This is a genomic window from Kiritimatiellia bacterium (assembly GCA_025054615.1).
Lineage (GTDB): Bacteria > Verrucomicrobiota > Kiritimatiellia > CAIVKH01 > CAIVKH01 > JANWZO01.
Genome location: JANWZO010000021.1, coordinates 1 through 21725 on the forward strand (window position 1 = coordinate 1; position 21725 = coordinate 21725).

19 protein-coding genes and 1 tRNA gene are annotated in these 21725 nt (G+C 61.6%); 11 read left to right on the forward strand and 9 right to left on the reverse strand.

Going from position 1 to position 21725, the window contains the following annotated elements:
* Window positions 1-491 precede the first annotated feature (491 nt).
* Window positions 492-746 carry a DUF2283 domain-containing protein gene (locus NZ740_09085; GenBank protein MCS6772162.1) on the forward strand — a complete coding sequence of 85 codons (255 nt, stop codon included), beginning with the start codon at window positions 492-494 and terminating at the stop codon, window positions 744-746.
* A gap of 536 nt (window positions 747-1282) precedes the next feature.
* On the opposite strand, the gene NZ740_09090 is transcribed toward NZ740_09085, so the two are convergent.
* Window positions 1283-1369 (reverse strand) — tRNA-Leu (locus NZ740_09090).
* 40 nt (window positions 1370-1409) lie between these two features.
* Window positions 1410-1877, reverse strand: a complete 468-nt coding sequence (locus tag NZ740_09095) for an EVE domain-containing protein (protein ID MCS6772163.1) — start codon at window positions 1875-1877, stop codon at window positions 1410-1412.
* A gap of 189 nt (window positions 1878-2066) precedes the next feature.
* Here NZ740_09095 and dusB point away from each other — a divergent pair, with 189 nt between their 5' ends.
* The 10 genes from dusB to NZ740_09145 all read left to right on the forward strand — a co-directional run bounded on the left by dusB (window position 2067) and on the right by NZ740_09145 (window position 13511).
* Window positions 2067-3266, forward strand: a complete 1200-nt coding sequence (gene dusB, locus NZ740_09100) for a tRNA dihydrouridine synthase DusB (protein MCS6772164.1) — start codon at window positions 2067-2069, stop codon at window positions 3264-3266.
* Window positions 3263-4468, forward strand: a complete 1206-nt coding sequence (locus tag NZ740_09105; protein MCS6772165.1) for an aldo/keto reductase — start codon at window positions 3263-3265, stop codon at window positions 4466-4468. Before dusB ends, NZ740_09105 begins: the two co-directional genes overlap by 4 nt.
* A 113-nt stretch (window positions 4469-4581) precedes the next feature.
* Window positions 4582-5988 (forward strand): hypothetical protein, encoded by a 1407-nt coding sequence (locus NZ740_09110; protein MCS6772166.1) that lies wholly within the window; start codon window positions 4582-4584, stop codon window positions 5986-5988.
* A 248-nt stretch (window positions 5989-6236) separates the two neighbouring features.
* Complete coding sequence (locus NZ740_09115; GenBank protein MCS6772167.1) at window positions 6237-7535, forward strand: homoserine dehydrogenase; 1299 nt, start codon at window positions 6237-6239, stop codon at window positions 7533-7535.
* Entirely contained in the window at window positions 7532-8698 is a 1167-nt protein-coding gene (locus NZ740_09120) for a hypothetical protein (GenBank protein ID MCS6772168.1), read from the forward strand. The genes NZ740_09115 and NZ740_09120 overlap by 4 nt, the downstream gene beginning before the upstream one ends.
* Before the next feature lie 2 nt (window positions 8699-8700).
* Entirely contained in the window at window positions 8701-9921 is a 1221-nt protein-coding gene (locus NZ740_09125; protein ID MCS6772169.1) for an aspartate kinase, read from the forward strand.
* A gap of 55 nt (window positions 9922-9976) precedes the next feature.
* Complete coding sequence (cimA, locus tag NZ740_09130; protein MCS6772170.1) at window positions 9977-11569, forward strand: citramalate synthase; 1593 nt, start codon at window positions 9977-9979, stop codon at window positions 11567-11569.
* Window positions 11570-11688: 119 nt separating this feature from the next.
* Window positions 11689-12450: a YceH family protein gene (locus NZ740_09135; GenBank protein ID MCS6772171.1), complete on the forward strand. Its 762-nt coding sequence runs from the start codon at window positions 11689-11691 to the stop codon at window positions 12448-12450.
* A gap of 56 nt (window positions 12451-12506) precedes the next feature.
* Window positions 12507-13061: a DUF5362 family protein gene (locus NZ740_09140; protein MCS6772172.1), complete on the forward strand. Its 555-nt coding sequence runs from the start codon at window positions 12507-12509 to the stop codon at window positions 13059-13061.
* A 15-nt stretch (window positions 13062-13076) separates the two neighbouring features.
* Window positions 13077-13511: an acyl-CoA thioesterase gene (locus tag NZ740_09145; GenBank protein ID MCS6772173.1), complete on the forward strand. Its 435-nt coding sequence runs from the start codon at window positions 13077-13079 to the stop codon at window positions 13509-13511.
* A gap of 33 nt (window positions 13512-13544) precedes the next feature.
* On the opposite strand, the gene NZ740_09150 is transcribed toward NZ740_09145, so the two are convergent.
* From NZ740_09150 to NZ740_09180, 7 genes are all read right to left on the reverse strand, one after another.
* The gene (locus tag NZ740_09150) at window positions 13545-14255 is read right to left on the reverse strand and encodes an SGNH/GDSL hydrolase family protein (protein MCS6772174.1); all 711 of its coding nucleotides are present in this window, start codon (window positions 14253-14255) and stop codon (window positions 13545-13547) included.
* Window positions 14252-15682 carry an o-succinylbenzoate--CoA ligase gene (gene menE, locus NZ740_09155; protein ID MCS6772175.1) on the reverse strand — a complete coding sequence of 477 codons (1431 nt, stop codon included), beginning with the start codon at window positions 15680-15682 and terminating at the stop codon, window positions 14252-14254. The genes NZ740_09150 and menE overlap by 4 nt, the downstream gene beginning before the upstream one ends.
* A 69-nt stretch (window positions 15683-15751) precedes the next feature.
* Complete coding sequence (gene menC, locus NZ740_09160) at window positions 15752-16789, reverse strand: o-succinylbenzoate synthase (protein MCS6772176.1); 1038 nt, start codon at window positions 16787-16789, stop codon at window positions 15752-15754.
* Entirely contained in the window at window positions 16786-17664 is an 879-nt protein-coding gene (locus NZ740_09165; GenBank protein ID MCS6772177.1) for a 1,4-dihydroxy-2-naphthoate polyprenyltransferase, read from the reverse strand. The genes menC and NZ740_09165 overlap by 4 nt, the downstream gene beginning before the upstream one ends.
* 7 nt (window positions 17665-17671) lie before the next feature.
* A complete protein-coding gene (locus tag NZ740_09170; protein MCS6772178.1) occupies window positions 17672-17986 on the reverse strand; it encodes a hypothetical protein in 315 nt (104 codons plus the stop codon).
* Window positions 17987-18061: 75 nt separating this feature from the next.
* A complete protein-coding gene (gene menB, locus NZ740_09175; protein MCS6772179.1) occupies window positions 18062-18886 on the reverse strand; it encodes a 1,4-dihydroxy-2-naphthoyl-CoA synthase in 825 nt (274 codons plus the stop codon).
* A 1705-nt stretch (window positions 18887-20591) separates the two neighbouring features.
* Window positions 20592-21587 (reverse strand): 2-hydroxyacid dehydrogenase, encoded by a 996-nt coding sequence (locus NZ740_09180; GenBank protein MCS6772180.1) that lies wholly within the window; start codon window positions 21585-21587, stop codon window positions 20592-20594.
* Window positions 21588-21725 lie beyond the last annotated feature (138 nt).

Genomic DNA, 21725 nt, shown 5'->3' on the forward strand with positions numbered 1-21725 from the left:
ATCTGGTCGCGCATGAAATCGCGCGCCTGATAGTTGCGGACGCCGGTCCACGGCGGCCGGCCCTCCCGCGCCAGATCTTTTTACAAATGGCGCACGACGACGTGCTGGGCAAAACTGGCCAGGAATCTCAAAGCCGAAATTGACGAGGAACGCATAGAAGGATACTGGGGCACGGTATCCCTCGCTTTTGAGCCGGGCGAGCACAAGCGCATCGCGGTCAAGATCGTGGACGACCGCGGCATCGAGGTCTGAAGGTCCTCGCATGGATTGGTACAGCCTGATGCAATATGAGCTTACGGAACATGCCCTGGACGTCCTTGCGAAGCAGGCTAATCAGCCTGCCTGGCCGGAACCGGCATAGAGCGCGCCGGATGCGACGGACCCCGATCCGGTGGATCCGACCCTTGAACACCGCCTGACTCGCATCCCCGATTTTGGCGGGCGCGTGTTTCGGGTGGTCGTCTTCGTCAACGCCAAGAAAATGCCGCCGCATGTCGTCACGGCATTTTCGATCGAATGCGGACCATCGCATGAAGCTCAAGGAGGACCAGCAGGCCGACGCACTTTATCGAACCCTCAGCGAAGCGCCAGCAAACCGTTCCAAGGAAGTTTCACCCGGGATTGTTGTGGACTACGACGATCAGGTGGGCAACGTGATTCTTACGGCTGGTCTCAACGGGAAGCAGTTCGTCGCTTCCGGTTATCGCCGTACGACTAACTTCTCAACCAGGTCGGCGACGAGATGATGACCTTGTAGACCAGATCAGGCAGCTCGCAAGAATACTGTTGCAGGAGATGGCCCCCTTGCAGGCCGGGCTGGACCTGTTGAGCCGAAACGCGGCGAGTTGGCTAGAACCGCTAGAGCCATTCATCAATGACACCAAACAGGCCGAAAGCGTGGCAATTACGGAAGACCTTACCGTCTTGCGATATTTTCACCCAAAATCAGCCAAACCTGTTCGCGTACCCGAAAAAGCGGATGCGGATGGACTGAAAAAGATATCGCGGACCACCTCCGAAGGGGATTACGAGGCGCCCAAAGAAGAATCGCGGCACGGCGGCCTTGATGCACATGCCGCGAAAAAATCCTCAAATCCTCTCCGAATTGGCGGGGAAGCTCTCGGAAAATCCGTCCGATTCCGGTCGTCGCGTCTCGTCGTCGCTGCTTCCCGTCCGGCCTTCGCCTCGGGCTGGCCGTCGGCTATGTTTGCCGCTGGCCTGTGTCCGCGTCGAGATACCTAATCCGTGAAAAAACGTTGCGGAAAAATCGCCAAAAACAAAATGGTGCACCCGGAGGGACTTGAACCCCCACGCCGGTAAAGGCATAAGAACCTGAATCTTACGTGTCTGCCAATTCCACCACGGGTGCAACCGTGAACCCTAATTTATCGTGAAGCCTCGCCGCGGAGTCAAGTGCCCCTCGCGCGGATCATCTCCATCAACACGCGAGCGTGTTCCGCCGAGACCGGCTGAACCGAGAGCCGTTGTCCGCGCTTCAACACGAGCATGTCCCGAAGTCTTTTCTCCGCCCGAAGCTCCGTTAATGTGATGATCGGCTCAACCTTCCGCTCAAACGCAACATCGACAAGGAACCATACCGGCCGATCGGCGTGGGCCCGCGGATCATAATACGGACTTTTGGGATCAAATTGCGTCGGGTCCGGATACGGCTTGCCCACGACGCGGGCCAGTCCAGCAATGCCAGGCGGTTCCGCACTGGAGTGGTAAAAAAAGACAATATCCCCCTCGCGCATCTGGTCGCGCATGAAATTGCGCGCCTGATAGTTGCGGACGCCGGTCCACGGCGTCCGGCCCTCCCGCGCCAGATCGTCGATCGAATAGACCGACGGCTCGCTCTTCATCAACCAGTAGGCCATGTTCCCACAATACGATCACGAATCCTGGCGCGCCAGTTCGGACCGCCGGCCGCCCGGTTTCCATGGTATGGAAACGCGGCCCTTTCCGTTTCCATCGAATGGAAATTTTCAGCCCTCACTTTTCCATAGCATGGAAATTTCGACCCTCACCTTTTCCATGGAATGGAAATTCTCTCACTTACCATTTCCATGGCATGGAAATTTCGGCGCGAGGGCCGGGAGGGCGGTCACATCGCCGGCTCGCTGGACGGAAAACATTTGTCGGACCGGCGCGACGCGATCATCATGCATCCGATGCTTGACCGGCCGATCCAGATTGGAGCCATCCAGGTGCCGAACCGCGTTCTGCTGGCGCCCTTGGCGGGGGTGAGCGACGTCCCGTTTCGCCGCATCTGCCAGGAGTTCGGCGCGGGACTGACCTATGTGGAAATGCTCTCCGCGGTCGCGCTGCTGGTGAAAAACCGGCGGACCGAGGAGATGCTCGCGCGCCACCCGTCCGAGATGCTTTTGGGCGTGCAGGTGACCGGTCCGGACCCGGAGCGCGTGTTTCAGGCGGTGCGGCTGCTCGATGAGCGAGGGTTTGACATCATCGACCTCAACATGGGTTGCCCGGTGCGCAAGGTGGTGCAATCCGGTCTGGGCGCGGCGCTTTTGCGCGACACGGCGCGCGTGGAGCAGATCGTCGCGGCGGCGCGGGCGGCGACGAAACGCCCGCTTTCCGTCAAGATTCGACTCGGATTTTCCAAGGCCTCGATCAACGTCGAGGCGAACGCGGCGGCGATCGCGCGCGCGGGCGCCGATGCGATCACCATCCACGGGCGCACCCGCGAGGACAATTACGGCGTCCGCGTCCGGCTGGACGGGATTGCGGCCGGGTTGGCGGCGGCGCGCGCGGTGAATCCCCGAATCGTCGGCATCGGGAATGGCGACATTTTCACACGCGCCGATGCGGCGCGCATGGTCCAGGCAACGAGCTGCGACGGCGTGATGGTCAGCCGGGGCGCGCTTGGCAACCCGTGGATTTTTCGCGCACTGGCAGGCCACGGGCCGGAGGATCCGACCGTCTCGGAATGGGAGGAGACGGTCCTGAGGCATTTGCAGTACCACGCGGCGCACTACGGGGACACGCCCGCCTCGGCCCGGATGATGCGAAAACACCTGCTCTGGTACGCCTCCGGATTCCCGCATGTGCACCGGTTGCGCGAGGTTTGTAACGGCATTTTATCGCTCGACGACGGTCGACGCGCCGTGTCGGCCTTCGCGCGCTCGTTGCCGCCGGACCTGCGCCGCGGCGAAGATGCGCCGCGCGACGCGCGCGTTGCGGCCGATCCGAAATTTCAGATGGACCGGGCGCTGGACCGCGCTGTCGGCGAAGAGGGACTTGCATGACGGCCGCGGCCCCAGCCGTTGTTCCGACACGGCGATTTGGCCAAACTGAACTGGCGATGCCGGTCTTTTCGTGCGGCGGGATGCGCTACCAGCATTCGTGGAAAGATCTGCCTGCATCTGAGGTGCCGGAGGCGAGTCAGCGGAACCTGGAGGCGACGATTCGGCGCGCGATCGAGCTGGGCATTCGACATATCGAAACGGCGCGCGGCTACGGGACTTCGGAGCTGCAATTGGGAAGCATCCTGCCGGACTACCCGCGTGACGAGCTCATCGTGCAAACAAAAGTCGGGCCGAAGGAATCTGGTGCGGAGTTTCGCACCGTGTTCGAGACTTCGCTTCGAAACCTTCGGCTCGGGCATGTTGACTTACTCGCCATCCACGGAATCAACAACCAGGCGCTGCTGGAACTCACGTTGAAGCCCGGCGGCTCGCTTGATGAAGCGGAGCGGCTTCGGCGGGAGGGCCGATGCCGGTTCATCGGGTTTTCGACCCATGCGCCTGTAGGGGTGATTGTTCGCGCCATCGAGACAGGCCGCTTTGATTACGTGAACCTCCACTGGTATTTCGTAAACGAATTCACGTGGCCGGCCGTGGAGGCCGCGGCAGCCCGAGACATGGGCGTCTTCATCATCAGCCCGAACGACAAGGGAGGCAAATTGTACGAACCGTCGGACAAGCTCAAACGCCTGTGCGCGCCACTAACGCCGATGCAATTCAACGACCTGTACTGTTTGAGCCGGTCGCAGATCCACACGTTGAGCCTCGGCGCGGCCCGGCCGAGCGATTTCGATGAACACGTGGACGGCCTGCGTTGGTATTCGCAAGCGGCGACGGTCACCGCGCCGATTGCAGCGCGGCTATGGGACGAGGTCATCCGCACACACGGACGCGACTGGGCGGAACATTGGCACGAGGGCATCCCGGAGTGGACTGAGATTCCGGGCGGAATCAACGTGCACGAAATCTTGCGCCTGTGGACGTGGGCCACCGCGCTCGACATGGAGGGTTGGGCGAAAATGCGCTATAACCTCCTCGGCCAGGCCGATCATTGGTTTCCGGGCCAGAATGCGTCGCGCGTCGACGAAGTCGATTGGCGTAAGGTCTTGGCTCGCAGCCCTTTTGCGAATCGGATTCCGGACATCCTGCGCGACGCGCATGTCCGTTTTTTCGAGGGCCCCCGAAAGCGCTTGAGCGAAAGCTAAACCCAGCGGAGGGTCCGCACGCGATCGCCCTGGCTGGCCCTCCCCCCCCATCCGCTCGATGCCGGCGATTCCTGCATTGAAAAAGCTGTTTCGCTTTGGTTGGCTGATGGGCCATGTCCCCGGACACCCCCCATCAGGATTCCGGACCCGAACCGGCCCGACCGGCGACCGACTCGCCGGACGGCCCGGTTGCGGACATGATTTTGAATTTGCGGTTCGTTCCGACGTGGGCCCGCCAACCGGCCGATGAGTCGCCGACGGCGGCGGAAGCTGCGCCCGCTTCCGAAGCCGAAGATCTCCCGCCCGAAGGCCGCGTAGAACGCCAACGGCCGAAACGGGACCGAAACATGCGGCGGCGTGAGGAACGGGCGGAGCCGGCGAACGCGGAGCGCCAACCGGTTAAACGCCAGCCGGCGGCTCGGCTGCCCGTATTCATCTCGTTCCTGCCGGAACGGTCGGCGCTCGATCGGGTCGGCCGTCGGATTCAGGCGGCGAGGAAGGCCTACCCGCTTGAGCAACTGTCCGTTTGGTTCCTGACCAAACCGGAACACTTCCTCATCAAAGTCGAGTCGCGCGGCGATCTGACGTTGTACCAGTTCAAGCCGGATGGCTGCATCTTCACCGATGAGGACTCGCTGCGCAGCCATGCGCTGACGACTCATCTGCGCGAGGTTTTTGAAGAGGTGATTGAGCAGGGGGACCCGCCGTCGGGCCAGTTCACCTGCGTGGGCCGCTGCACACTGACGGGCGAACTGTTAGGCCCTCCGAACTATCATGGATTTCAGGAACGGCTGCTCGAACTTCAACGCACCCGGTTTCCGCATCTGAAAATCGATGAGTATCGGGCGAAAATTGAGCTGGTGAAGGATCCGGCCGCCATCGAGCAGTGGAAGGAACAGGCTCGCACGCGCCGCCGCTATCGGCCCAAAAACGCGCCGCCGGACGCGCCGCTGCTTTCGAGCGAGGAGGCGATCCTCGAGTATGAACGCACGCAGTTGGGGCAGCTTCGTTCCGCCGGAAAGCGGTTCATCATGCCCGCACGGATGCTGGAAAAATTGCCGGAGCATTATCCGTTACGCCGGCAGATCGAGGAAGCGCTGAGGCGCGAACGCGCCAAGCCGTTTACGATGACCCTGGCCCTCCGACCCGCCCTTCGCCACAAGGGGCTCCACTTCTTCAAGGCCCGGGAGGGCGAGACCTTTGTCACGGCGGTTGAACCACATCCGATCGACCCGGCTAACACCGCGGCGCACATACGCCCTCTGCTCGAGGCCATCCGGAACTATCCCGGGCTGAAGCGGGACGATCTGCTCCCGATTCTAAAACCCGGGGCCGACCCCCTGTCGGAAGCCGCCATTCGGCTGTTCTCTGACCTGCGGTGGCTCGTTGAAAAGGGGTTTGTGATCGAATTTTTTGACGGTTCACTTACGGCCCCAAGCCCGACGGAAAAGCCGGCGCCGGAGCGCCCGCCCCGCGAGCCGCGGCAGAATCAGCCCTCCAACATTAGCCCGCCTGGCTGAGAGTTTGGCAACCCGGAATGGGCGCGCGCCCGCGCCGCAAAAACCGCTTGAGCGATGGCATTCCATTGCTAGGCTCAACGACTCGCGCATGTAGACGGCAGGGGGATGGATCCTGCGGGACGGGGAGCAAGGGGATTCGGCTTCCCGCGGAGCAAACGGGCGCGGACCCCTCGATCGGTCGAGGGCTTTTTTGTAGTCACCGGCGGAAAGCTGCCGTTCGGACATGCCCTAGAATCGAGGACGACGCGATGAAAGAAATTGGACTGGCGGTGCTGGGTTTCGGCACGGTGGGCGCCGGCGTGGTCGAGGGTCTCCAGCGCAACGCGGAGCTGATTGCGCGACGGGTCGGTGCGCGTCCGGTGCTGCGGTGGATTGCTGACCTCGACCTCGAGCGCGACCGTGGCGTCCGCGTGGACCGCTCGCTCCTCACGCGAGACGCGCGCTCGGCGGTGGAAGACCCGCGGGTGGACATCGTGATTGAACTGATCGGCGGAGTCGGGATTGCGCGGGAGCTGGTCACGCGCGCGCTTGAACTCGGAAAACCTGTGATCACCGCCAACAAAAAGATGCTGGCCGAATACGGCTCCGAGCTGTTCGGGTTGGCAGCCGCCCGAGACACCGAGCTGGCATTTGAAGCGAGCGTCGGCGGCGGTATCCCGATCATCAAGGCGCTGCGCGAGGGGCTGGTGGCCAACAACATCCTCGAGATTCACGGCATCCTCAACGGCACGTGCAACTACATCCTGACGCGGATGGAACTGGAAAACCTGCCGTTTTCGGAGGCGCTCCGGGCGGCGCAAGCCGCCGGCTTCGCCGAGGCGGAGCCAAGCTTGGACATCGACGGGCTCGACACGGCGCACAAGGCGGCCATCCTCGCCTCCCTGGCATACGGCTTTCCCGTTCCCATGTCGGCCGTCCACGTCGAAGGCATCCGCGGGCTGGCGATCGATGAAATCCGCTATGCCGGCGAACTGGGATACCGCGTGAAGCTGCTGGCCATCATCAAGCGCGAGGCCAATGGCATCAGCGTGCGGGTGCATCCGGCACTCGTGCCCGCAAGGCATATGCTCGGCTCCGTGGACGGCGTGTTTAATGCGGTCCTCGTCCGTGGCGACATCGTCGGCGACACGTTGTACTATGGGCGCGGCGCGGGACGGCTGCCGACCGCGAGCGCTGTGCTGGCCGATGTGGCCGATGTGGCCGCCCGGCTCGCCCGCGGCGGACAAACCGGGGCTCGCGCGCTGCCGCTGGGCGGAGCGTCGGAGCCGCTCGTCGACATGTCGGAAATCCGCACGCGCTACTACCTGCGCATGTCGCTACTCGACCAGCCGGGCACCCTTGCGCGCGTGGCAGCGGCGCTGGGCGCGCACCGGGTCAGTATTGCTTCTATGGTGCAGAAGGAGCGCCGACAGGGCGAGCATGTGCCCGTCATCATGCTTACGCACGCAGCCGAGGAGCGCGCCTTCCGCGCGGCGCTGGCCGAGATCGACGCGCTCGATGTTGTCGGCGCGCCGACGGTGGCGCTTCGAATCCAGGATTTCGAATGAAGTCGCTGGCGATCCTCCTCGAAAACGCGGCGGATGAGCCCAGTCCGGACCTCGACGGCCGCACCCCCCTGGCCGTCGCGCGCTGCCCGAATGCAAACCGCCTGGCCGCGGAGGGACAAGCCGGTGCGTTACCCGGCGGCCGCTCCAAAAAGCGCGTGTCCCCCGAACGGCTGCTCGGCGCCCTTGCGGGGCTGGACGAGGAGGCTGCCCGCCTGCTTTCCCGCGGAGCGCTGGAGGCGTGGGCGCTGGACACAGACTTTTCGGGATATACCCACGCATTTTGCGCAAACTTCGTGACGCTGGACAGCGGCGAGCTCCGCGACGGCTTGGTCAGTGGGATCACGATGCAGGAGACCGAACGGCTCGCTGCGGCCGTCCAGACGCGATTCGACCCGGCGCGGGTGCGCCTGCTCCCGCGAGCCCCCGGCCGGCTCGTTGTGCTGGCGCGGATGAGCGGCGGGGACCCGGACTACGGGATTCCGCCATGGGTGCCGGAGGCGTCCGACTCGCTTGCCCACGGCGGGCGCGGATCTGCCCTGTTCAGGGAGGTCATGGAGCGTTCGGCTGAGCAACTGGTGCGGCACCCGGTCAATGAAATCCGCGTGGACCTCGGTGCGAATCCCGCCAACGCCATTTGGATCTGGGGCGGCGGTCCGCTTGCGCGAATCGCGCCATCCTTGTTGCGCGTTCAGTTCCTGACGCAAAGCGCGATGGCGGCCGGGTTCGCACGGGCAATCAGCGCGCCGGCCCATGCTCTGCCGGAACCGTGGGAATCGGCGCAGCCGTCACCGGCCGTGGACACGTCTGAGGCGCGCGCGTGGCTGTCCGCGTGCGACCGCCTGATCGTCTACGCGGAAATGCCTCCGGAGTTCCACCGCGCTGCCGCGCCGGAAAAAGTGCGGCTCCTCGAGCGGATCGACCTCCTGCTCATTCAGCCCTTGCTCGACGCCCTTCGCCGGTATAAGCATCGGCGTTGCCTGCTGGCGACCGTGGATCCGTCCGCGGGAGCAACCGGCGCGGAATGCGCGCCACAGCCGTTTGTGCTGTGGGGCACGCATGTGGAGCCGGATGCCGCCACGCACTGGGACGAGGAAACGTGCCAAGCGGGCAAGTTGGTCGGCTTAAGCCTGTCCGAGGTGATGAAGTTGTTGTCGGGAGAGTAGATATGGCCCTGATTGTCCAGAAATACGGCGGCAGCTCCGTCGCCGATGTCGAGTGCATCCGCCGCGTCGCGAAACGTATTCTCAAGACGCGGGACGAGGGCAACCAGGTCGTCGTGGTGGTCAGCGCGATGGGCGACACGACAGACGAGCTGATCGACCTGGCGAAGCAGGTGAATCCTGAGCCCGATGAACGCGAACTCGACGCGCTGCTCGCCACGGGCGAACAGATTTCATCCGCCGTCCTCACGATGGCGCTGCACGCGCTGGGCGCGGACGCAATCTCGATGAGCGGCCCGCAGGCGGGCATTTATACGGACGAGGTCCACACGAAAGCGAAAATCCGCGCTTTGAAGCCGAAACGGCTCCTCGCTCAGCTCAAAAAGGGTCGCATCGTGGTGGTGGCCGGATTTCAGGGGCTCAACCCCAACGAGGACATTGCCACGCTCGGGCGCGGCGGTTCGGACACGACCGCTGTCGCGCTCGCGGCGGCAATCAAGGCTGACCGGTGCCAGATCTTGAAGGATGTGGAGGGGGTTTACACCGCCAATCCGCGGGTCGTACCGGAGGCGCGGAAACTGGATGAAATTTCGTATGATGAAATGCTCGAGCTGGCCAGCATGGGCGCGGAGGTGCTCCAGTCTCGCGCGGTGGAATTTGCCAAGAAACACGGAGTGGTCCTTGAAGTCATGTCGAGTTTCGTTGAAAAACCGGGTACGTTGGTTCGCGAAGAGGTGAAAAACATGGAAGACATTGTCGTTCGAGGCGTTGCCGCGGACAAAAACCAGTCGAAGGTGACCGTCAAGGGCCTGGAGGACAAGCCGGGCGTGGCCGCGCTGATGTTTGGGGAACTGGCTCGCAAGAACATCAACGTCGATATGATTGTCCAGAACGTGTCCGAGAACGGCCAGACGGATATCACGTTTACCGTGCCGCGGGTCGATCTGGCGAAGACGCGGCGCGCTGTCGAGTCGATGCAGTCCGAGCTCGGCGCCAAGGGCGTGGTGGTGGATGAGGATATCGCCAAAATTAGCATTGTCGGCGTCGGCATGCGGAGCCATTCCGGCGTGGCAGCGAGAATGTTCGAGGCTCTCGCGCGGCAAAAAATCAACATCGAGATGATTGCAACCTCGGAGATCAAAATCTCCGTCGTAATCCGAAAGAGCGAGGCAGACAAGGCGGTCCAGGCCCTGCACAAGGCCTTCGAGCTGGGGAAAAAGAAATGAGTTGTGCGGGGCGAAAATCCGGCGGGTCCCTACGCCCCACGTGGAGACGCCGGCGATGAAGCCGCGGGTGGAGATTTACGACACCACCCTGCGCGATGGCGCGCAGGGGGAAGGCGTTTCTTTTTCCGGCGTCGGCAAGATCCTCGTCGCCAAACGCCTTGACGAATTCGGCGTCGATTACATCGAGGGCGGTTATGCGGCGTCGAATCCGAAGGACATGGAATTCTTTCGCGCGATCAAAAGCGAAAAATTCACGAATGCGCGAATCGCTGCATTTGGCAGCACACGCCGGGCAAATGTGCCGGTGGCCGAGGACCAGGGCTGCCGTGCGCTGATTGAAGCGGACACACCGGTCTGCACCATCTTCGGAAAGAGCTGGCGGCTGCATGTCCGCGAGGTCCTGCGCACGACGGAAGAAGAAAACCGCGCAATGATCGCCGACACCGTGCGCTTTCTCAAGGAGCGCGGCAAGGAGGTCATTTACGACGCGGAGCACTTCTTTGACGGATATGCAGACAGCCGCGAACACGCGCTTGCAACGCTCCGCGCCGCCGTGGAGGCCGGCGCCGACCGGCTCGTGCTCTGCGATACGAATGGCGGCAGCCTTCCGGACACGGTGGCGGCGGTGGTGCGCGACGTGTGCGCGGTCTTTCCCAACGCGCGGATCGGCATCCACACCCACAACGACTCCGAGCTGGGCGTCGCCAATTCGATTGCGGCGGTCCGCGCGGGCGCCCTACACGTCCAGGGTACGATCAACGGCTTCGGGGAGCGAGTGGGCAATGCCAATCTCGTCAGCATCATCCCGATCCTGCTTCTGAAAATGGGCTATGACTGCATGCAGCCCCACAGCCTGCGGCAGCTCAAGGCGGTTTCGCAGTACGTGTACGAAATGGCGAGCGTCCGACCCAATCCCAAGCAGCCGTTCGTAGGCGACAGCGCCTTCGCGCACAAGGCGGGGATGCATGTTGACGGGGTTCGAAAAATTGCGTCGAGCTTCGAGCACATCGACCCGGCGCTCGTCGGCAACCAGCGGCGCATTCTGATTTCGGAGCTGTCCGGCGCTAGTAATGTCTTCCTGAAGGCCGTGGAGATGGGCCTGCAACTGGAGAAAAATTCGCCCGAAATCCGCCAGATACTCCGCGAGCTGGAGAATTTGGAAAAGGAGGGTTACGCGTTCGAAGCGGCGGAGGCGTCATTCAAACTCCTCATTCAAAAGGTCCTGAAGCGTCACAAACCGTTCTTTCAGCAGCTCGGCTACCGAGTGATCGTCGAAAAGCGACGCCATGACGAGGCTAGCCTCGCGGAGGCAACGGTCAAACTGGCGGTCAACGGCGAAATCGAATCTACTGTGGGCGAAGGCGACGGCCCGGTCGACGCATTAAACGACGCGCTCCGCAAGGCGCTGACTCGGTTTTATCCGTCGATACGCGAGGTACAGCTCGTCGACTATCAGGTTCGGATCCTGGATCCGGAAACCGGCACGGCGGCAAAGACCCGCGTGCTGATTGAATCCTCAGACGGCAAACAATCGTGGGGCACGGTGGGCGTCTCGACAAACCTGATCGAGGCGTCGTGGGAAGCGCTGGTGGACAGCGTGGAGTACAAGCTCTTCCTTGAGGAACAGGCGGCCAACTCGGGCCGCTGAGCCGGCGCTTCGACTGCTATCGCTCTCACGCCCGAATTTCGTGCCCGAGTGGGGACGGCCATTCTTGCGAATAGGAAGCCGTTGATCCTGCTTCGCGCAGTGTATTAGATTCACGAACCATGTCGGATGCCGTCACCCAACCGTTGCCGCCGGATTCCGCTCCCACACCGGATGCAGAAGCGCCGGCCCGAGGTCTTTCCTCCGCGTTGACGCCGCCGTTGTCGCCCGAGGAAATACGAGTGCTGGCGTGCCTCGTCGAAAAGCAATGTACGACACCTGAATATTATCCGCTCACCCTCAATGCCTTGGTCGCCGCATGCAACCAGAAAAATAACCGCGACCCTGTGGTGTCGTACACGGAGGACACCGTCTCCCGCGCGTTGGACCGTCTTCGTGATCGCCGGCTCGCTGCTATGGTGTCGGTGGCGGGCGCCCGCGCGCCGAAATTTAAGCACCTTTTTTCGGAAACGTTCGGGCTGGACGAATGCGATACGGCCCTCCTTTGCGAACTCATGTTGCGCGGTCCCCAAACCCCCGGCGAATTGCGCGCCCACTGCGATCGATTCACTCGCATGCCGCCCGTTCCGGAAATTATTTCGGCCCTCGACGCACTGGCTGCGCGGCCTACGCCGCTCGTGGTCCGGCTCCCTCGACAGCCCGGCCAAAAGGAAGCTCGATATGCCCATCTTTTCGGCGCGCCGCCGACAATCGATGAGACGCCTCAGACCGCGGCCCCCACCCCGGCGCCCACCCTTCTCGAGCGGTTGGAACGGCTGGAAGCCGAAGTTGAGTCGCTGCGCCGGGAAATCCGCGAGTTACAGGCCTGTTTGAATCCGCCTTCGACAACGACGAAAATTTCCAGCGGATCCCAATCCCACTGAATCGACCTTGTGTTGCAGCCCTCAATCGCTATAGTCCGCGTTACTAGGAAATAGTCATGCAGCGTCAGTGGTACTACGCGGTACGAGGCGAACAACGCGGCCCCGTTTCCGAAGAGAATCTGATCGAATTAATCCGTCTGAAAAGTCTCTCCGCATCCGACTTGGTTTGGACCGAGGGCATGAGCGATTGGGCAGAGGCGGGCTCGCGCCCTGAGCTGGCTTCGGCCTTTCAGGGACTTTTGGCGAATGCGGCCGTCGGCCAGAGCGTGCCGCCGGGGACGGGAAACACGGCCGCCGTGCCCCAGTTCGGCTTCTGGTTGTCCTTCATTGGAATAGTAAACATTTTGAGCGGCGCACTTCTCACCGTGACCTGCGTCGGGATTCCTGTCGCGATCCTCCAGATTATTGCTGGCATTTCCCTATTGAGCGCCAAACCGCTGCTGGCCTCTGCGCGGTCGGCCCCGCCCGAAATCGCGGCTGCCCTTGCCAAATTTCGCACCTTTTTTGCGATGAGCGGCGTGATCCTTCTTGTTCAGATCGCCACGATAGTCGCGGCGCTGATTTTCATGATTGTGAGCACCTCAAACCTATCGCATCTGTTATCAGAATAGCGGGATGCCGGAACCATGAGCCACCCTCAACCGATGTTTGTGCACAAGACCTCCGTGCGCCTGCACGACACCGATGCCGCTGGGGTTCTATATTTTGCGAACCAATTCCGCATCGCGCACGAGGCATATGAGGCTTTTATGGAACAGGCCGGATTTGGCCTCGGAGACGTGCTCAAACGTGGAAAGATCGCCCTGCCGATTGTCCGCGCAGATGGCGACTTCCGCATGCCGCTCCACGTCGGCGACCCGCTGGAGTTGACGCTGCGCCTGTTGCGGATGGGCCGAACGTCCTTCACATTGGTCTGCCGCTTGGCGAAGGACGGCAAAACCGCGGGCCACGTGACGACCACTCATGTGGCGATCGATCCGCGCACCCGCCGTAAAAAGGAACTTCCGGCAGCCCTTCGCCGGGCGCTCGCCCCGCTGAAGAACACGCCTCTCACCGCCTAGTCGGGCCAATTGTCGAACCCGGTCGGGCGCAGGTCATTTGGGAGGGGTCTCTTTCGCCCTCTCGCCGAGCCATCCCCTCAACGCTTCGTACCAGCGTTCGGCAAGAACCTGTTCTCCGGCCTCATTGGGGTGCACGCCGTCGTACGTGTGTAGCTCGGGGTCAAAGCCCGTAAACATGTCGACGTTGAACACCGGCGACTCCGCGGTCCCGAGGCTCTGGAGCTGGCGTATTTGTTCGTTGGCGGCGGCGAATTCTGCCTCCATGCCCGCCGCGGGGATAAGTTCTGCGATAAACAAGGCCACTCGGGGATTGGCCTGCCGCAGGATATCGATGACTCTTTCCAGTTCGCGAGCAACCTGCTCGGGTTCTTCACCTCGAAACAAATCGTTGGACCCTAAATGGATCAGCACAGCGTCAGGGCGGGCCGCGGCAGCCCAAGCTGGCAAGTGCTCCAACACCTCGTCAATTGTCCAGCCCCAGTGCCCCTCATGGTCTAGATCGAAATCGCGCTGAAACGGCCCCGCGATGTAATTCCGACGCATGGAGCCGACGAAATCCACGCGGAATCCTGCCTGTTTCAGAAGGTGCCACAGCGGGCGCCGATAGCTTTCGCGCGCGTAGTCTCCCTGTGTGATCGAATCGCCGAGCGGCATGATGCGCACGCCGTCCGCGTCGCCTTCCACGCCCTTCCAACCGCACCCACAGAGTAAAAACGCGGCGAGCAAACGACGTCGCGCGCTCATGGCAGCGACGCCGCGCGGGTCCGGAGCTCGGCGCGATCCAGTTTCCACGGCGAATCTCCGTTGGAGGGCCAAGGGTGGAACGCATCCGGAATCTTGTACTTCGGGAGAACGGCCGCAAGCCTCGCGCGCAAGTCGGCCTCCGGCACCGAATCGCCGCGCCAACGGATGAAGGCGACGGGCCTCGCCCCGAATTCCGGGTCGGGGCGCGGGGCCACCGCCGCTTCCTCGATTTCGGGCATGCTGCAGAGGATCGCCTCGATCTCCTCCGGCTGTATGTTTTCGCCGCCGGAAATGAACATATTGTCCTTTCGACCGAGAACGGTCAGATACCCGTCGGCATCGATCGAGCCGAGGTCGCCGGTCGCGAACCAGCCATCGGCATCGCGGGCGCGATCCAACTGGCCATCATTTACATAGCCGTTGAAGAGGGTCGCGCCGCGTACGAGAATCTCGCCATCCTCAGCGATCCGGATCTCTCGGTGATTCAGTACCCGCCCACTTGTCATGCGCTTGGCGGGGGGGGAGGTCGGTGTCATTGTGCAAACCTGCGATGCCATTTCGGTCAGCCCATACGTTGTATACACCGGCCATCGTCGGCGGAGCGCCTCCGCGAGGAGGCTTGCGGGCAACGGCGCGCCGCCGACGAGGATCGCCTTTACATTGCGGAACGAGTCTGGAACGCCTGGACCGTGGATTAATCGATACAAGTGTGTCGGGACCAAGGACAGATGGGTCACCCCATAGCGCTCCTGGGCCCGCTCCAGCGATTCGCCGGCCTCTGGAATAGCCATCGCCGCACCCGCCATCGCGCAACGGAAAAGGATACCAATTCCCCCCACATGGTAGAGCGGCAAAGCCAGCAGCCAGCAATCCCGAGATCCGAGCCGGATGTTCTGGTTCGCGCCCCGCGCGCTGTAATAGTGGTTTGCAATCGAATGCTCGGCCGCCTTGGGAGGGCCTGATGAGCCCGAGGTGAACAGGATCGTGGCAGCCGCATCCAGGCGTAGAGGCCAGCAAAATTTTTCGTCGGCGTCCGGCTCGCGATAGATCAGTAACTCATCCGGTGGGAGGATTCGGGCCCCGCCGAGTTCCTGATCCGAAGAATTGGCGCGCGCGATCAAAAAGCGGGCGGCGATCCGTCGGATCTGCTCCTCCACCGCGGCCCGGGGAAGTCGCGTGTTCAGGGGGCACGCGGTCACACCCGCCCGCCAGCAGCCAAACAGTAGCGCGACCGTCCGCCATGACGTCTCGAGGAACAGGGCGACGCGCGTGCCGGGTCCGATGCCGAGCCGGCGCAGGTTCCGGGCCGCGCGGGCGGCCATCTCATCCAGCTCTGTAAAAATCATGAGATGCGCGCCCTCGATGATGGCGGTCTGATGCGGCGAAATTGCCGCCGCCTCGGCCAGCGGACATCGAATCGTACTCATGCCGTCATCCCCTGCAACGCCTCTGCTAATCAAACGCCTACAGGCAGCGCCGATGGAACCTCGGCTCCCTTACCAATCTACCACACTTCGCCGCGCTGCGCGCAGATCCAGCGCACCGTCAACAAACGAGAGCGGCGGTTCTAGAAGATCACGCTGGAGCGCGCGCAGCGTGTCAAGGCCCGCAAAACCGCCCAGGGCCCCGCCGATCTCTCCCAGGATGCGGATTCCGACTCCGGATTCGTAGGCCGAGCTCCACACCGCCTCGCAGCCCGCGCGTTTGGCTCGCAACGCGAGTCGAACAGCGCGGATCAACCCGCCTGCCAGGGTCGGCTTTAGGATCCAGGCCGCCACGGGCGGCGTCGGCGGCGCTGGATCGCCATCGGTCCAAAGGCTTTCATCCTGCGCCAGCCGAATTTCGCCGGGCCAACCGTCTGGCGGTTGGAAGGCGCCGGAAAAAGGCTCCTCCAAATAATCGACCGGCGCGGTAGAGATCTCCCGCGCGAACGACAAGGCGGTTTCCGCGGTCCACGCCCGGTTGGCGTCCAGCCGGAACCGCAAGGTCGGAGCGGCAGAGACAGCCTCGAAAATCGCCGAGATTTCACGACGCATGGCTGCGCGCCCCACCTTGATTTTCAACACGCGAAATTTGTCCGCCGAGGCCCAGTAGGCGGCCTCCGCCCATGTATCCGGTGGACCGGCTGCAAGCGCGCAAACTAGGCAGATGTCCGAGTGAGTGCCCAAAAGCCAGCCCGCCAGCGATTCCCCTGCCTCGGCTGCAGCGGCGGACGCCAACGCGCTCTCCGCAGCGAACCGCGCGGAGGAACACACACCCCCAATCGACTGCGCCCACGCCGCCAACTCATCAAACGACCGAATTTCAGCACCTTTCACCGAGTCGAGGCACGCGTTCAGGTCCTGCATTGCCTGGTCAAGAGATTCCGGGCTGAAGCTCGGCAGCGGCGCGCAATCGCCCCACCCTTCCGCGCCGGATTCCGAAATCACGCGGACAAGCGCCCCGTCCCTGGTTCGCAGCTCGCCCGCTCGCAAAACGAGCGGCTTGGCGAGTCCCAGGCGGTACGGCCGGACTTCGAAATGCGCGACCTTCACAGGTTCCACCCGATTGAGAAGAGCATCGCGAAGGCGAGCATCAACAGGGCCGTGTAGGCGAGAACATGGTTCAGCAGAGCTGCATTCGATTCGCCCCAAACGGTTCGAATGGCGGGAATCGCGGCAAACACAATCACAGTGGCTGCAGTGGCATTTGGCGGAGCGCCCATGTATGCGACCAGCACAAGAGGCACCACCGCGGCACCGACGATACAAAGGGTATATTCCCACTTTGCGAATCCGGCGCCAAACCGTACGGCAAGGGTTCGTTTGCCGGCTCTCGCGTCCGTTTCGATGTCCCGAAGATTGTTCACGGTCAGGATCGCCATGGAGAGCAGTCCCGGAGCAAGCCCCGCAACAACGGGCGTCCACGACCACTCCAGCGTCTGGACGTAATACGAACCCGCCACGGCAACCGGACCGAAAAAGATCAGCGTAAAGACGTCGCCTAAACCCACGTAGGCAAGAGGTTTCGGCCCGGCCGTATAGAGGATTCCAGATGCGATCGACAAAACGCCGACCACAGCCAGAGGCCAGCCCGCGCGCCATATGAGGTAGGCGGCAAAAACAGCAGACAGGACAAAGGCAATCGCTGTCGCGGCTATCATCTGGCGCGGTGTGACGAGCCCGGACACGGTCGCGCGGGTCGGGCCGCGGCGCGATTCGGTATCTGCGCCCTTCAGGAAATCGGCGACATCGTTGCAGTAGTTCGTGCCGATCTGAATAAAGAGCGCGCTGGCCAACGCACACAGGGCCGAGGGCCAGTCCAACGAGCCGGCGCGTTGGGCCATTGCGGTCCCCATCATCACCGGCGCGATCGAAGCCCACAGGGTTTTGGGCCGCGCGGCCGAAATCCAGACCGTCGCCGACCTCACGTCACCCTCATCGGTCGAAGGGGTCCCGCTGCACAATTTGTCCGCAATAAATGCATGTCGGCATACCCTTGGAAAGGGTCCGACCGCAGGATGGGCACGTTTGGGGGGCTGTCTTCAAAGCCACCCGGCCGTCGAGACGGCCATCGCTCACATCCAGTTCGGTGAATGTAGCGATGAGGTCCTCGTCGGTGTAACCGTGCTGTGGCTTGAGCAAACGCCACAATGCGTCCTCGACGAGTGCGGGCCGGTTCCGGTCCGACTCGAGGACATGCGCCTGGCTCTTCACCTGGGAGGCGAGGAATGAAGACGGTGCACGGTCCATCGCCAAATGACTCGCGCGCGCAATGAGCAGTCCGTCCAGCATGGGCCTCGCCTTCCGACTTCCTTCAGCAGACCCTCAGGGCCTGCGCGGAAATTTGGTAAAGTCCGGCTTCCTTTTCTCCAAAAACGCCCGTTTCCCCTCCTGCGCTTCCTCAGTCATATAGTACAGCAGTGTCGCATTTCCGGCGAGTTGCTGCAGGCCCGCTTGACCGTCGCAATCGGCATTGAAGGCGGCTTTGAGACAGCGGATCGCGAGCGGCGATTTTTCAAGAATTTCGCGACACCACTTGACGGTTTCCTCCTCCAGCCGCTCGAGAGGAACTACGGCGTTCACGAGCCCCATTTCGAGCGCCTCTTTCGCGGTATACTGCCGGCACAAATACCAGATTTCGCGCGCTTTCTTCTGGCCAACGATGCGCGCGAGATACGACGCGCCGAATCCGCCGTCGAAGGAGCCGACCTTCGGACCGACCTGGCCGAAGATCGCATTCTCGGAGGCGATCGTCAGGTCGCAGACAACATGCAGCACGTGGCCACCCCCGATCGCATAGCCATTAACCATTGCGATCACCGGCTTGGGGCAGGCCCGGATATCCCGTTGGAAATCGAGGACGTTGAGGTGGTGCTGGCCCGCCTCGTCCTGATAGCCGGCATCGCCGCGCACGCGCTGGTCGCCTCCGGAGCAGAAGGCCTTGTCCCCTGCCCCCGTCAGGATGATCACGCCAATCGACTCATCCAGGCGCGCATCCTGCAGGGCGTGGATCATCTCCCGGACAGTCAGCGGTCGAAAGGCATTCCGGACCTCGGGCCGGTTGATGGTGATTTTCGCGATACCCTCGGCCTTGTGGTACAAGATGTCCTTGTACGTACCCGCCGGCTTCCAATCGATTCCGGTCGCCATTCTCGCACCTCCAAATGAACGATTCGATCTGTACCCACGTAAAGTCCGGGCGTTCCACGTGCGGCATGTGCCCGGCGCCAGGTACAATAAGCGCCGAACCGGCCGGACACAAGGCGGCGGCAATGCAGCATTAGGCGCTTGAGGTCCGTGCCGAACTCTGCCCCCGGGGTTGCGCAGAAGTCCGCGGCTAAGCATCTGGCGCGAACTGGCGACATCCGGTCGACCGCGAAACGCGGAGACAGAGGCTTCTATGATAATTTCAGAAACCCTGTTGCTGCGCCGCTGGCCCAATTTACAGCGCCTTATACTTAATCTCGAGGCAAGCTCGATAAGCCAAAGAAATTTACGCGCTGACTTGTAGCCGAGCTCGGCGAGCTCGAAAAATTTCCGGCGCCAACGGCGCCGGCTACAACATCTTCGTCAATGTCTGAATCACTGGAGCCGACAGCCCCGGCTTCCGAGATTGCCTCCAGATCTAAATCACCGGGGTCGATGATTCCATCTACAAGAAACGCAATCACGCTCCGACGAAAGGCCAGTTGTCAACCGGCGCAAGCGCGCACGCCATCGGACGTGGCGGTCTCGGAAAGCCCTCGCGGATGACGAGCTGCGGCGTGAAGGCGGCTCACGCAATACGGACAGGCGATGAAGACATGTCGCGCGACGACACGGTTTCAAAACGTCGCAAGATCACAGGCAAATCGAACGACCATCAAGGAAACTGCGCCCCGGATCGGCACGGTGTCAACATGCTTCACGGCGAGGACCTACTTCTCCATCTTTCTTTTTCGTCGCTCATGAAATAGGCAGCCTGGTCATGTCATTTATAGCATTTCTGACTAGAGGCTAACCCAAAACCTATTTTAGGAGCAGCAGCGTATATGTCAGATGAAGCAGATCTTCGTAGATAACGGGGAACTTCTCTCAGCGGATGCACAGGGCTGCGAACGTGCGACACCCAAATAATCGTTCATTTGACTGTCCATCGTCGGGCAGCGTACCGCAGCCATCGTCCGTCCTGCGCGACCTTCTCTGACTCCGATTCGATCGATGCGGCGCAATCATCACGATGCCGTTTCCAGCCATTTCCTCGTCTAATCGATCCCTGTCGTGAGTCCCGTCCCCGATGATTCGTTTGGGCATCTCCTGGGTCAGTATGAAGTCAAACAGCCCCTGAACCCTTCGGCTCTCGTTGAAGGCGACCGAGCCAGTGGTCACCGTAACCGATTATCCTCCCGCATCGACCCAAATGATGATTTTCACGCCATTTACCGCTTTCTCGTGCCGATGCCGTCGCCCCCCGCGCTTTGACGAATGTACCGAAGACCAAACTTTTGGAAACGAGCTCTGTTGGTTAGTACTTCTCCGCGTCGCGATTCTCCAGAATCCAGAAGATCACTCGGAGCCCCCTTCTTTTGTTTTCTCGTGGACGTCCATCTCACGGGTTGCGTGGTGCGTCGGAAATATGACGGCACGGCCTATCCAATTAATCATCTGTAAGTTTCAGAATGCCGTCATCAGACATCGAACGATTTCTAATGTTCAACAGGTTTGGGGAGCGCGTTTATAGAGTTTTGACATTCCCACTCATTCTCGGCGGTCAACCGGCGGAGAGAAGAAGGCGCATAGAGAAGGCCAAGGGAATGACGGTGCGCGCGGGTCCTGCACGCGATCGTCCACTGGTTTTTTGCTCGCCTGCATTCGCTCATTTGCTGGCTCGCAACACATTCTCATTTATGCGGCCTTCTTCAAAGTCAGAGATATTTTGAATCGTGGTTTGCGCGATCGTGGTGATCGCCTCGCGTGTGAAAAAGGCCTGGTGACCGGTCACGAGCACGTTAGGAAACGTCATCAGGCGAGCGAGCGTATCGTCGTTGATCCCCTGATCGGATAAATCATGAAAGAAAACGCCTTCTTCCTCTTCGTAGACATCGAGACCGACGCCGGCGATTCGCCCTGCGCGAAGCGCGTCGATCAACGCATCGGTATCGATCAATCCGCCGCGACTCGTGTTGATCAAATAGGCGTTCGGCTTCATCAGGGCCAATGTTTCGCGATTGATGAGATGATACGTCTCCGGCAGCAACGGCACATGTAAACTGACGATATCCGAGGTGCGGAGCACGACGTCTAACGCTTCATACCGCATGCCAAGGGAGAGACACGCCGGATTTGGTGCCACGTCATAGCCCACCAACGAGCAGCCAAATCCGCTCATGATTTTCGCAAATACGGCCCCAATTTTTCCCGTGCCGATCACGCCCACGGTCGACCCATGAATATCGTGGCCGAGCAATCCCGCCAGCCGGAAATTGAATTCCCGCGTTCTGTTGTACGCGCGGTGGATGCGACGATTCAGCGCCAGCAAAAGGCCCACAGCAAATTCAGCTACTGCATACGGCGAGTAAGAGCCGACGCGCATCACGGTGATGCCGTGCTTTTCCGCTGCGACAACATCGATATTATTGTATCCGGTGGAACGCTGTGTGATGAGCTGCGTTCCGCCTTTTGCCAAACGTTGAATCACCGCCTCCGTGGCGCGGTCGTTGACAAAGGTGCAGATCGCGCGAAACCCGTTCGCCAGCGCCGCGGTTTGAAGGTCGAGTTGAGCGCTGGTAAACACGAGTTCGTGCCGTCCGCGATTGGCCGCTTCGAGAAATTCACGGTCATACGAATGTGTGTCGTATATGAGTACCTTCATGGTTCATATATCCTCGTTGTAATCCGCGATAAACGCCCGCCGCGCGCAGATCACGGCGAGGGTTGACGGATAGCGCCGCCGCACAACGAACATACCGATTTCCGTCGTTTCTTCGACCGCAAATTATCCGCCTTCGCG

Excerpts from the sequence above, each read along its gene's own strand:
- NZ740_09170 (MCS6772178.1), bottom strand. The coding sequence starts at position 17,986 with ATGGACCGTGCACCGTCTTCATTCCTCGCCTCCCAGGTGAAGAGCCAG.
- NZ740_09115 (MCS6772167.1), top strand. The coding sequence starts at position 6,237 with ATGAAAGAAATTGGACTGGCGGTGCTGGGTTTCGGCACGGTGGGCGCC.
- NZ740_09105 (MCS6772165.1), top strand. The coding sequence starts at position 3,263 with ATGACGGCCGCGGCCCCAGCCGTTGTTCCGACACGGCGATTTGGCCAA.
- NZ740_09145 (MCS6772173.1), top strand. The coding sequence starts at position 13,077 with ATGAGCCACCCTCAACCGATGTTTGTGCACAAGACCTCCGTGCGCCTG.
- dusB (MCS6772164.1), top strand. The coding sequence starts at position 2,067 with ATGGCATGGAAATTTCGGCGCGAGGGCCGGGAGGGCGGTCACATCGCC.
- NZ740_09180 (MCS6772180.1), bottom strand. The coding sequence starts at position 21,587 with ATGAAGGTACTCATATACGACACACATTCGTATGACCGTGAATTTCTC.
- menB (MCS6772179.1), bottom strand. The coding sequence starts at position 18,886 with ATGGCGACCGGAATCGATTGGAAGCCGGCGGGTACGTACAAGGACATC.
- NZ740_09125 (MCS6772169.1), top strand. The coding sequence starts at position 8,701 with ATGGCCCTGATTGTCCAGAAATACGGCGGCAGCTCCGTCGCCGATGTC.
- NZ740_09140 (MCS6772172.1), top strand. The coding sequence starts at position 12,507 with ATGCAGCGTCAGTGGTACTACGCGGTACGAGGCGAACAACGCGGCCCC.
- NZ740_09110 (MCS6772166.1), top strand. The coding sequence starts at position 4,582 with ATGTCCCCGGACACCCCCCATCAGGATTCCGGACCCGAACCGGCCCGA.
- NZ740_09085 (MCS6772162.1), top strand. The coding sequence starts at position 492 with ATGTCGTCACGGCATTTTCGATCGAATGCGGACCATCGCATGAAGCTC.
- menE (MCS6772175.1), bottom strand. The coding sequence starts at position 15,682 with ATGAGTACGATTCGATGTCCGCTGGCCGAGGCGGCGGCAATTTCGCCG.
- NZ740_09135 (MCS6772171.1), top strand. The coding sequence starts at position 11,689 with ATGTCGGATGCCGTCACCCAACCGTTGCCGCCGGATTCCGCTCCCACA.
- cimA (MCS6772170.1), top strand. The coding sequence starts at position 9,977 with ATGAAGCCGCGGGTGGAGATTTACGACACCACCCTGCGCGATGGCGCG.
- NZ740_09150 (MCS6772174.1), bottom strand. The coding sequence starts at position 14,255 with ATGAGCGCGCGACGTCGTTTGCTCGCCGCGTTTTTACTCTGTGGGTGC.
- NZ740_09120 (MCS6772168.1), top strand. The coding sequence starts at position 7,532 with ATGAAGTCGCTGGCGATCCTCCTCGAAAACGCGGCGGATGAGCCCAGT.
- NZ740_09095 (MCS6772163.1), bottom strand. The coding sequence starts at position 1,877 with ATGGCCTACTGGTTGATGAAGAGCGAGCCGTCGGTCTATTCGATCGAC.